Here is a 12002-nt window from a genome sequence, read left to right on the forward strand (position 1 = left end):
TGTACTTAAACACAGCAGCTTCAAAAAGAAGGTGCTTTAATAAAGTATAAAGCAATCAAGTTTATGGCCAAAAAGGTTTTAGTTATAGAGGACGATAAAGATATTCGCGATACCGTGGTGTATGTATTGGAGGAAGAAGGTTACGAAGTAGTACAATCCGACAATGCCCGAATCCTGCGTACCCTGACTACTATTAACCCCGACCTGATTTTGCTTGATAACTGGCTCACCGATTGGAGCAGTGACGCAAATGGGCAGCAGCTAAGTAAAAGCATAAAAGACAATCCGGCTACCAGCCACATCCCCGTGATCATTATTTCGGCCGTGAGCAATATCAAAGAAATTGCCAAAGCCGGTAACGCCGATGGGTACCTTGCCAAGCCATTTGATCTGACATCACTTTCAGAGATCGTAAAAAAGCATATCAAGTAAGCAACCCTTATCAGTATAAATAAAACGGCCCTCCATTAATTTGAAGGGCCGTTTTGTTAAAAACTACAATCCTCTAAGGAGAAGATTTTGGATAAATATCGTTGATATACAAATACTTAATTAAGCCCCTTCTCTTAAATTCTGAACACATTTTGGAGTTTTCTTTATTTTTATTTGGATTTATTCTAAATAACATATTTCTTTGTTGCTGTTAATACGCTATGCGCAAAATAGTAAGCCGCAAGCCCATTAACAATTATTTGATTATTAATGCTTAAAATATAAAGTCCTGTTCTGTAGTTTAATTGTTTATATCAAACATTTAATCAGCAGAGCAGGCACCAATTCATTTTTAATTACCGGAATTTATGTGCGATGCTAAAATACTCAGCCAAAAGGGAACATCGGTAGTAAGCCGTTGCTCCGAATGCCAATGCCTATTTATATGGCACCATAACCTGATCCTTAGCTTTACACCCGATCAATTTATCCAGTTTAAAAATTTCGCTATCGATCTTGATTTCGGTGATCATTCTTTCCCATTTCCCGACGGACAGGAGCGCGTGGTGATGCGTACGCCGGTCAATGATATCCAGCTTACCTTTACTGTTGATGAATGGGAAGACTTTCATGTTGCTATGGATGAAGCTATTTACATGCAGGAGATTTATGCACTGGTTGATGGCGGTAAATAAATCCCCGAATTATTGTAATTATATAGCTGAAAGCAGAATGCACAAAGCCAAAAGTTAATTCAGCTAAATATTTAACAAATTCCATATAAAATAAATTCCTTAGCCTGGAGAAAATGTACCTCACGGTTAAAGATTGCGTTACCATAATACAATAACTACCCTGCAAAATGAAAGATATCCCTGTACACCAGCTACATGAACGATCAAACATAGGCTTTGAGATCAGGCACTTTGAAAGCGGCGAAGATTCAAAAAAAGTGCCGATGGGCGCCCATCGCGACGATCATTACCTGTTTTTTTTGATTGAAAATGGATCAGCATCACTGATGATAGATTTTAACGAGGTTCATTTTTGCGAAAACACATTTTATTATATTCTGCCGGGACAGGTACATCACCGGATAAATAATGCACTTGCCGGTGGTTGGTATGTAGCCATCGATTCACAGCATATTCCGGCCGACTTCCGCAATATTTTTGAAAACCAGCTTTTTTTGCAACAGCCTTATCAACTCAACGATATTGAATTAAAGCAGTACCAGCAGCTCCTTTGCCTGTTACGTGAAAAAAACGACGAGGATGATAATAGCGCTTTCTTTTTGCCGGTTTTGCAATCGCTCATACAATCATTTACCGGCATGGCGGCGGCCACTTTCAGTAACGTTTATACACCAGAAAAGCAACTTTCAAGGCCGGCGCAAATTTCACATCAGTTTAAAAAGCTGTTGTTGAGGCATGTGCGCACAGTTAAAGGCCCTTCGGCATACGCGGGTATGCTTAATGTTTCCGAATCATATCTTAACGAGGTTTTAAAGAAAACCACCGGGTTCCCGGTAAGTTACTGGATAACCCAGGAAGTAATGCTGGAAGCAAAAAGATTACTATATTACAGCGGCCTTAACGTAAAGGAAATTGCGCACGCACTGGGCTATGATGACCATACCTATTTTTCCCGGCTGTTTAAAAAATCGGCATGCATCACGCCCCTTGAGTTTAGGGACAAACACCGTAAATAATCCAATATTTACCCCGAAATTACTATTTCAGGAGGCTAAAATTCAATGTTTCTTTGTAGTATTAAAACACTACACCATGGAAACATCCACTCTTCATAAATTAAAAAGAAAGGCTGGCAGCTTGTTTGAAAACCAGCTTTTACAAAGCGGCAGGGTGCTTGAAGTAAGGCATTGGGAGCCGTCGACCATGATTGAGATTGACCTGCATTTACCACAGGCCGATATGCAAAACTGGCACGAAATACCCTACATAAAAATAAAAGTTGATAACCTTACCTACCGCGATTATACCCCAGCGGGCTGGGATGCCGAAACCAGCACCTGCACCCTGTATATTGATGCAGCCCATAGCGGTCCCGGCAGTAAATGGGCTAAACAACTTCAAAAAAACGATACCGTACGCTATTTAAAAATCCGTTCTACCCGGCACGCACCGGCCGGCACCCCGGCCATAATAGGCCTTGGCGATGAAAGCAGCGTGGGGCATATGCTGGCCTTACAGCAAATGGTATTACCCGCAACGCGTTTTTCGGGCGCTATAGTTATGGCCGATGAAAATCACAGGGGTTTATTTAGCGAGTATTTCAAATCGCCATTAAAGCCTATTGAACGTAATGATGTATACGGCCACCACAGCCTTATCCAGTGGGTAATGGAACAACAGTATAACCTTGAACACTCAGTATTTTACATTGCCGGCAACCATACCATGGTAGGCGAATTACGTAAATTATTAAAACTGCAGGGGTATCCGTCAAGCCAGATCAGGATACAGGGTTTTTGGTCGTAGAAGCTTGTTTAAAAGCGCTTCTCCCTTACCTGAAACTCGTTCACCGACATTTTATGCCGTTTCACCTAAAATAACTGTTCAACAATGACCTAACGGCACATCTTTGCGGCAAATAACATTATTATGAAAACATTTTACAATCCACTTATAGCTGTGATGATCTCCCTGCAGGAGCATACGGTAACCGTTATCCAGGCGTTGGCTAACCTGATCAGTTAATATATTCATCTGCCTATGAAAAACAAAGCCGCTTTGCGATCTTGCAAAGCGGCTTTTTAATATTGAAAATTTATTTGAAACCTCAATTAGTCGACTATTTTAATTTTGACGTTTGTTCCATTGGGTAGATCTTTTATTTGCTCACCAATAATGCCGGTTAATTCGAAATGACCTTTAATATCGGCAGGCTTAAGATTGTTAACTGTATATTCTCCTCCTAAAACCGGCATTTTCTTATAGCTGTAAACCTGGTGATCACCTAAATAAATACAGGCATCTTCAAGTTCCTTTAACAATTGAGGCATGAACCAGTTATCCACTTTTTCATCGTCATTTAAAAAACTGTAAAACTCTTGTTTATTATCAGCAACTTTCGATAAATCACACATATCCGTTGCAAGCCAGTAAATACAATCATTATATCCTATAAAGAACAGATCGCCGAGCTTTGATATCATTAAAATTTCCTTAAAATCTTTTATCAACCATAACCAGGTATCCATTAAGCCGGCAGTATTTATACCGTTTAAATTTATTACAAGCTCATCTAAATAGTAATCCATATAAGTTAGATTGTTAACACCTACTCTCAAAGTTAATATCCCTTCTGAGGTTTTTGCTTTTTACTCTCCAAAGTTTTACCGACGATATCACTTTTTTACCGGTATTTCTCCGATGTTTTACTGCCGTTCACCGATAACCGCACTTGCTTCGCCTAATAAACCTAACGGCAGGGTGCCTTTTGTGTGCAATTTTGGATCACTAAACAACAACAAATAATGCCATGAAAACTTTACTTGCAATTCAATTGATCCATTTAGTTATGAAAGCCGCGGAACATGCCGTTGTTATCGTTCACTCTATCGGTCATTTAATAAAATAATTTCCCGGCACCCCGAGGGATGGTTATTTCATCTTTGATAATCAATAATTAACCATACATCTTATCCTTTAAAAGGGTGAGCATATGAAAAAAGGAGACGAAGTAACCTGGAAATGGGGAAAATCACAAGCTGAAGGCTATATCATTAAAAATACGAAAGGCCGGTAAGCAAAACTATAAAAAGTGCAAAAGTGAAATAAGGCCCCCTAACCCTGATAGGCGAACTTTTGCGGAGAGTATTACAAGCCTGGATGATGATCATCCGGGCTTTTCATTTTAAGACATCCGGGGGCCGGTACAGGGTTTTCGAAGATGATAAATAATATCAATTACCCATCGCAAAATTCACTTTCACCGTAAAAATTCCGTAGTTCGCCGAAAAACTCATGGTTATTTCATGAATGTGATGCATTTTTACCCTATGACAAAACAACCTATCATCACTGTAAACAACCTGGTAAAAAACTATGGCGATTTTGCAGCCGTTAAAGGCATTAGTTTTGAAGTTTATGAAGGCGAGATCTTCGGCCTGCTTGGCCCCAATGGCGCCGGTAAAACCACCACCCTCGAAATTATTGAAACCCTTCGTGATAAAACATCCGGCAGCATCATTGTTGATGGCTTTGATATTGAAACCGACGCCGATAGCATCAAAAAACGTATAGGCGTACAGTTACAAGCCGCCGGTTATTACCCCAACCTCAACCTGTCGGAGTTGATCGTACTGTTTTCAGGCCTGTACGGTATCGACAAAACACCTATGGAGATGCTGGAAAAAGTTGCTCTTACCGATAAGGCAAAGGCTAAATATAAAGACCTTTCCGGGGGGCAAAAACAGCGTTTTTCTATCGCCACTACATTAATCAATAACCCAAGGATCATATTTCTGGATGAGCCCACAACCGGCCTCGACCCGCAGGCCCGCCGTAACCTTTGGGATCTGATCCGCGAAATCCGCGACCAGGGAACCACCGTGGTGATCACTACCCACTATATGGATGAAGCCGAAGTACTGTGCGACCGTGTTGCCTTTGTCGACGGCGGCTACATCATCGGTATTGACACCCCCGACCATTTCATTGATGAACTTGTAGCCACAGGTTTTGAACGCAAAAAACAAGTAAAACTGGCCAACCTGAAGGATGTATTCATTAATTTAACCGGAAAGGAATGGCGGGAAGGATAGCCCCCCAGCCCCCTGAAGGGGGAGCCAGTATGCAGTTTTGAGTTTGCAGTTAGCAATATAAAAAACTCCCCGACCTATTGATACCCACAGGCAAAATGACTCAATGACCTAATGACGCCTAATGGCACATGACATAAAAGGATGAACAATAAATACAGCAATACAAAAGCAACCCTGGCCATTGCCAAAGCCAGTTTCCGGTCGATATTACGCAGCCCTTCGGCGGTGGTGTTTACACTGGCTTTCCCATTAATATTTATCATTGTTTTTGCCAATATTGGGGGTGGCGGTATGTCGATAGATGTGGGCGTAGCCAAAGGGAGCGATACATCCGCCAATAACCCGGTTTATACCGCGCTTAAAAAAAACAAGATCATGCACCTTATCCATGATCAAACGGCTGATGAAATGAGCAAAAACCTGGCAAAAGGTAACCTTGATGCAATACTTGATCTTAAACCTTTTGCTCCACCAGCGTCAATGACCGTTCATGTACAGTACAGCCAGGCATCGGGCGATAAAGGAAGTGTATTAAAATCAGCCCTGAACAACATTTTTTATCGTATTCAGTCGGAAGAATTGAAACGCATTCAGTCGTACACCACAGTTAAAGTCCCCAACCTGATCGACCTTAAAGAAGAAACCATAAGCGGCCGCCCATATAAATACATCGATTTTATTTTACCCGGGCAGTTGGGTTTTTCGTTGCTAAGCAGTGGTGTTTTTGGTACAGCTTTCGTATTTCTGAGCTTACGGTTAACATTGGTTATCAAACGCTTTTTTGCAACCCCGGTTAAACGTTACAGCATTGTTTTGGGCGAGGCTATTGCGAGGCTGGCCTTTTCCCTGTTAGGTTCGTTATTTATTATACTGGTCGGGCATTACATGTTTGGTTTTACGCTGATCCACGGTGTAACAACTGTATTAAATATGCTGGTACTTTCGGCCATCGGGTTGATCATTTTCATGGGATTCGGCTTTACTGTATCTGGCATCGCCAAAAACGAAAGTTCGGTGCCACCGCTTTCCAATATTATCACGCTGCCGCAGTTCCTGCTTTCGGGTACTTTTTTTTCAATCACCGCCTTCCCCAACTGGCTGCAATATATCAGCAAGGTGTTACCGCTAACCCATTTAAACGATGCTATGCGTAAAGTGGCTTTTGAAGGCGCTGGCTTAGGTGACGTTACACACCAATTACTGATTCTTTTTGCCTGGTTTATCGGAATTTATGCGGTAGCGGTAAAAACGTTTAAGTGGGAATAGCAGGAAAGATGCAGGAATTTGAGATTTCCGAATAACCACGCTTGATGCCTTTTTGCTTCGTACTACCCCAAATTTTAAAATCCAGACTTACAAAGTTTTAGAAACTTCGTAAGTCTCAACCATATTACCAACAGAATCCAAACTCAAATACTTAACATTATGTTAACATTAACGGTGTTAATATTAACATTAAGATAACATTTAGGAAATATATTTGCAGAAATAATCTCTGCAATGACAATCAAGCCCGTCAATTCCATCGCTTTAGTGCTCTTTTTATTAACTATATGTTCAATTACTGTTAAGGCACAGGATTCAAAAGTAGGCACCTGGGGCATAGTAACCGTAGTTTTGCCGGGCGATAGTTCCCACAAATGGGGTGGTTACACCGAGTTTCAAACCCGTACCAATAATGTATTCAGCCAGTTTCAGTATTACGAGGTAAAGGCTGGTGTAAGTTATGATATAGACAGGAACTTTACCGCGCTTTTAGGTACCGGCCGCTACACTACTTTTGATTATATGGATATTGGCAAAGGGCCTACAACTACCGAAACCCGTTTTTGGGAACAGATCACCAGCAACCAGTTCCTGTACCGCTTAAAGCTCGAACACCGCTACCGGGTAGAGCAGCGCTGGGTTAACGGCGATTACCGTAACCGTTTCCGTTACAGGCTAAATGTGTTTGTGCCATTGAACAAAACCAAAATTGAAGCCAAAACCTGGTTCATTTCTGTTTTCGACGAAGTATTTCTTAATAATAAGGTACCTAACTTTGAACGTAATCGGATATCAGCCGCAGTAGGTTATCAGTTTGATAAATCATGGATCTTACAGGCTGGCTGGATCAACCAATATAATTATTCGGCTGCCGCTAAAAGCGATAAGGATAATATCATGCTCATCCTGATGTATCGCATCCAGCGCAAAAATGCCGTGCAGCGTGAGCACGTCCCTACTACGAGCGATTAATCACTGTTGAGTGGGATGATTATGTTGATTTTATTTCTGGGATTACACTGATTCTTTTTCTGATTACACCGATTTTTTTTAAACTGAATTAAAAAACCTCCCCACGTTGCCGTGTCTCCACGGCAACCAAATTTCAAACCTTACATGTTGCCGTGGAGACACAGCAACCGGGGAAGCAAGGAAAGAAAAATCCTATAAATCATAAAAATCCACCCAAATCCCGGTTCAGACATCCGTTTTCATGAAAAAACCACTCATTCTATATTAATTTCATGTTAAATCGCATCATTAATTGCCTATAATCGTTACAAATACAAAATTTCAATTGCGTTTTCCTTATTTACGCATTAACTTAGCCGCCGTTATTAATAGTATTCATTCAAACCACACTCTGACAATTCACTATGAGCATAATAATTGATGTGCATGCCCGCCAGATCTTAGATTCGCGCGGTAACCCTACTATTGAGGTAGAAGTTTTAACCGAAAACGGCGCATTTGGTCGCGCTGCTGTACCTTCAGGTGCATCAACCGGCGTTCACGAAGCTGTTGAGCTTCGCGATAACGACAAATCAAAATACATGGGCAAAGGCGTTTTAAAAGCCGTTGAAAATGTAAACGAAGTTTTAGCTCCTGAATTAAAAGGTATCGATGTGTTTGAACAAAATGCTATCGACGCTTTGATGATTGAGATTGACGGTACCGAAAACAAAGGTAAAATTGGTGCCAATGCTATTTTAGGTGTTTCATTAGCTGTAGCTAAAGCTGCTGCCCAGGAAAGCCGCCAGCCTTTATACCGCTACATTGGTGGTGTAAATGCTAACACGCTGCCAATCCCGATGATGAACATCGTTAACGGTGGTTCACACTCTGATGCGCCTATCGCTTTCCAGGAATTTATGATCATGCCGGTTGGCGCTCCTTCATTCTCTGAAGCTTTACGTTGGGGTACCGAAGTATTCCACAACCTGAAAAAGATCCTTCACGATCGCGGTCTTTCAACTGCAGTAGGTGACGAAGGTGGTTTTGCTCCAACTTTTGAAGGTACTGAAGATGGTGTTGAAACCATTTTGAAAGCTATTGAAAAAGCAGGTTACAAAGCTGGTGAAGATATCTTCATCGCGTTTGACTGTGCTGCTTCTGAATTTTACAAAGACGGTAAATACGACTATACTAAATTTGAAGGCGAAAAAGGTGCTATCCGCACCAGCGCTGAGCAAGCTGATTACCTTGCCGAATTAGTTGCAAAATACCCTGTTATCTCTATCGAAGACGGTATGGCCGAAGACGATTGGGAAGGATGGAAAATCTTAACCGACAAAATTGGTAAAAAAGTACAGTTAGTAGGTGACGATTTATTTGTAACCAACACTAAACGTTTACAAAGAGGTGTTAGCGAAGGCATTGCAAACTCAATCCTGGTAAAAGTAAACCAAATTGGTTCATTAACCGAAACTATCAATGCGGTTACTTTAGCTCAAACCAACGGCTTCACCTCAGTAATGAGCCACCGCTCTGGCGAAACTGAAGATTCGACCATTGCTGACCTTGCTGTTGCATTAAATTGCGGCCAGATCAAAACCGGTTCGGCTTCACGTTCAGACAGGATCGCTAAATACAACCAGTTGTTACGTATCGAAGAAGAATTAGGCGCTAACGCCAAATTCATCGGTAAAGATTTCAAATACTTTAAAAAGTAATTTTTTGACGATGTGAAAGGCCATCTGTGTAAAGCAGGTGGCTTTTTTTGTTTTAGCTAAAAAAAGAGGGCCGTCACCCTGAGCCCGTCGAAGGGTCGCGCGCAGAGGCCTGCCCACATGCTTCGAGGACCTACCCATGACACCCTGATAGATGTGCATTGTTATAGTTATCTATCTCAATCACCTATTTTTTTATACCTTTGCCTCCTGCAACTAAAGCCATATAATTAAACTAAGGCAACCACGTTATAATAACTTGTTAAAATAAACTAATGAACAAAAAAGGGATTTTGAGGATATTGGGTATAGTGCTGGTATTAGTTTTAAGCATCGGGCTTGACAGGGTTACTAAAATTTACGTTAGGGAGCATATTCACATCAGCGATAACATTTTTGTTATCAAAAACTTTTTCACCATTCTGCATGCCGAAAACACGGGAGCTTTTTTAAGTCTTGGCGATTCGCTGCAAAACCCATGGAAATTCATCCTGCTATCATTGCTGCCCTTACTGGCCCTTGCCTTTGGCGTTTTTTATGTCATGCTAAAACCATCAATAGGTAAATTAACCACCACAGGTATCGTTTTGGTTATTGCCGGTGGCGCAGGTAACCTCTACGACAGGATGCTTTATGGCAGCGTAACAGATTTTATGCACATGAACTTCGGAATCTTCCAAACAGGCGTATTTAATGTGGCCGACGTATCCATTATGATAGGTATGGGCTTAATCCTGCTGGAATCATGGCAAAAGGACCGTAAGGCCAAAAAGGAACAAGGAACTCCTGATACCGAAACGCTGGCAGCCTAATCCAGTGTAGTTCTTGCTCTTAAAAATTTCTTAACAATAAAAAGCGTATCTTTGCAGCTAATTACCCGTTCGCTTACGGTTTTGAGCCCAGCAAACTCTTCAGATCCGCTTATGCTTTCGCGTTAGCACATTATATATTACAAACAATCAAGAATGTCATTCGAAAATTTAAATTTAATTGAGCCAATCCTCAAGGCTTTAAAAACAGAGGGATATACCACACCTACTCCAATACAGGCACAAGCCATTCCTATTATATTACAACACCAGGATTTATTGGGCTGTGCCCAAACAGGCACCGGCAAAACCGCGGCTTTTGCTATCCCTACCCTGCAATTATTACACCAGGACAGGATAGCCCACAAAGAGCAAAAAACCATTAAAGCATTGGTTTTAACCCCAACCCGCGAGCTTGCCCTTCAAATTGGTGAAAGTTTTACCAATTATGGCAAACATACAGGCCTTAAAAACCTCGTAATATTTGGCGGCGTATCACAAAACCCTCAGGTTGATGCTTTGCGTCGCGGTGTTGATATTTTAGTGGCAACCCCGGGGCGTTTGCTGGATTTAATGAACCAGCGTTATGTTCACCTGGAGCATGTTAAATTCCTGATACTGGATGAAGCCGACCGTATGTTAGATATGGGCTTTGTTAACGATGTTAAAAAGATCATAGCTAAAGTACCGGCAAAAAGGCAAACACTGTTCTTTTCGGCCACCATGCCAAAAGAGATCCAAAGCCTGGCAGATAGTATCCTGAATAACCCCGAAAAAGTTGAAGTTACCCCGGTTTCATCAACTGCGGATACCATTCAGCAAGCAGTTTATTATGTGGATAAGGGAGATAAGAAATCGTTGCTGATCCACATCCTGAAAGATAAGGACATTAAAACCGTTTTGGTATTTACCCGTACCAAACACGGTGCAGATAAAGTGGTTAAAGACCTGAACCGTGTAGGTATCACTGCCGAAGCCATCCACGGTAATAAATCACAAAATGCAAGGCAGCGTGCTTTAACTAACTTTAAAAACCGCACAACCCGAGTATTAATAGCTACTGATATCGCGGCCCGTGGTATTGATATCGATGACCTTACCCATGTTATCAACTATGAGTTGCCAAACGTACCCGAAACTTATGTACACCGTATTGGCCGTACAGGCAGGGCAGGTGCCAACGGTATAGCGTTTTCATTTTGTGATGCCGAAGAACTGGAATTTTTAAAAGACATACATAAACTGATAGCTAAACAGATCCCTATTGAAGAAGGTCACCCCTACCCGCTTAGTCCGGCGGCTATGGCAGCCAAAATAAACGAAGCGCCTAAAAAAGGTGGCTCAGGCGGTGGTCAACGCGGTGGTGGTGGTCGCGGCGGTAACCGCAGGTCTGGAGGGGGCGGCAATAGCCGTTCGGCAGGCAACAGCCGCTCAGGCGGCAATAAAAGATCAGGCGGCAGCCGTTCAGAGGCTGGTCGCGGCGGGGCCAGCGGTATGAGTGGAGCTAAAAGAGGATAAATATTAAATTGATTAAGTGAATGGTTGATTAAGTGAGTAGTTATAATCTCCGAAAACCAACCACTCACCTAATCAACTCAATCAACCATTCACCGCAAAAAACTTTCCTGTTAATAAGTTAATAAGCATATTTGTAACGGTCGAAAAAATTAAATAGCTTTAAATGAAAATTATCCAGCCGGTATCAATGAAACGCCTTATAGATCTTTTCAAGAACAAGTTTTTCCTGGTTACCATTGCTTTTGTGGTGTGGATGATATTTTTTGACAGGAACGATCTTTTTTCGCAATACCAATACCACCAGCAGGTTAAAAAACTAAGGCTTGAGCGCGATTTCTACAAAGCCCAAACCGACCAGGTGACCAAAGAGCTTAAAGAATTGACCACCAACCCACAGCAAATGGAAAAATTTGCCCGCGAAAAGTACCTCATGAAAAAAGCCAATGAGGATGTTTATGTGGTGGTGCCGGAAAGTAAGGATAAGTAAATGACGAAATACGGAGCTTTAAAGAGCGCCGG

Annotated in this window: 12 protein-coding genes; 11 read left to right on the forward strand and 1 reads right to left on the reverse strand. The window is 41.7% G+C overall.

The features are described from left to right. Positions 1-63: 63 nt before the first annotated feature. From BLP33_RS13215 to BLP33_RS13230, 4 genes are all read left to right on the forward strand, one after another. Positions 64-432 (forward strand): response regulator, encoded by a 369-nt coding sequence (locus tag BLP33_RS13215; RefSeq protein WP_090528968.1) that lies wholly within the window; start codon positions 64-66, stop codon positions 430-432. 368 nt (positions 433-800) lie between these two features. Further along, positions 801-1127 (forward strand): DUF6686 family protein, encoded by a 327-nt coding sequence (locus tag BLP33_RS13220; RefSeq protein ID WP_090528970.1) that lies wholly within the window; start codon positions 801-803, stop codon positions 1125-1127. Between the two features lie 167 nt (positions 1128-1294). Beyond that, positions 1295-2143 carry a helix-turn-helix domain-containing protein gene (locus BLP33_RS13225; protein ID WP_090528972.1) on the forward strand — a complete coding sequence of 283 codons (849 nt, stop codon included), beginning with the start codon at positions 1295-1297 and terminating at the stop codon, positions 2141-2143. Positions 2144-2219: 76 nt separating this feature from the next. Continuing rightward, positions 2220-2933, forward strand: a complete 714-nt coding sequence (locus tag BLP33_RS13230; RefSeq protein WP_090528975.1) for an SIP domain-containing protein — start codon at positions 2220-2222, stop codon at positions 2931-2933. Between the two features lie 305 nt (positions 2934-3238). Here the strand turns inward: BLP33_RS13230 and BLP33_RS13235 are convergent, their stop codons facing one another. After that, positions 3239-3715 (reverse strand): T6SS immunity protein Tdi1 domain-containing protein, encoded by a 477-nt coding sequence (locus BLP33_RS13235; protein ID WP_090528978.1) that lies wholly within the window; start codon positions 3713-3715, stop codon positions 3239-3241. A gap of 741 nt (positions 3716-4456) precedes the next feature. Here BLP33_RS13235 and BLP33_RS13240 point away from each other — a divergent pair. From BLP33_RS13240 to BLP33_RS13270, 7 genes are all read left to right on the forward strand, one after another. Further along, entirely contained in the window at positions 4457-5221 is a 765-nt protein-coding gene (locus BLP33_RS13240) for an ABC transporter ATP-binding protein (protein ID WP_090528981.1), read from the forward strand. A gap of 141 nt (positions 5222-5362) precedes the next feature. Continuing rightward, on the forward strand, positions 5363-6487 hold the full coding sequence (locus BLP33_RS13245) for an ABC transporter permease (protein ID WP_090528984.1): 1125 nt from the start codon (positions 5363-5365) through the stop codon (positions 6485-6487). A 234-nt stretch (positions 6488-6721) separates the two neighbouring features. Then, entirely contained in the window at positions 6722-7459 is a 738-nt protein-coding gene (locus BLP33_RS13250; protein ID WP_090528988.1) for a DUF2490 domain-containing protein, read from the forward strand. Positions 7460-7863: 404 nt separating this feature from the next. Next, positions 7864-9159: a phosphopyruvate hydratase gene (gene eno / locus BLP33_RS13255; protein WP_090528991.1), complete on the forward strand. Its 1296-nt coding sequence runs from the start codon at positions 7864-7866 to the stop codon at positions 9157-9159. 272 nt (positions 9160-9431) lie between these two features. Beyond that, positions 9432-9968, forward strand: a complete 537-nt coding sequence (gene lspA / locus BLP33_RS13260) for a signal peptidase II (RefSeq protein WP_090528994.1) — start codon at positions 9432-9434, stop codon at positions 9966-9968. 153 nt (positions 9969-10121) lie between these two features. Further along, positions 10122-11483: a DEAD/DEAH box helicase gene (locus tag BLP33_RS13265; protein ID WP_090528997.1), complete on the forward strand. Its 1362-nt coding sequence runs from the start codon at positions 10122-10124 to the stop codon at positions 11481-11483. A 163-nt stretch (positions 11484-11646) separates the two neighbouring features. Continuing rightward, positions 11647-11970: an FtsB family cell division protein gene (locus tag BLP33_RS13270; RefSeq protein WP_254780129.1), complete on the forward strand. Its 324-nt coding sequence runs from the start codon at positions 11647-11649 to the stop codon at positions 11968-11970. Positions 11971-12002 lie beyond the last annotated feature (32 nt).

Origin of the sequence: Mucilaginibacter sp. NFR10 (genome assembly GCF_900100445.1) — a bacterium.
GTDB lineage: Bacteria > Bacteroidota > Bacteroidia > Sphingobacteriales > Sphingobacteriaceae > Mucilaginibacter > Mucilaginibacter rubeus.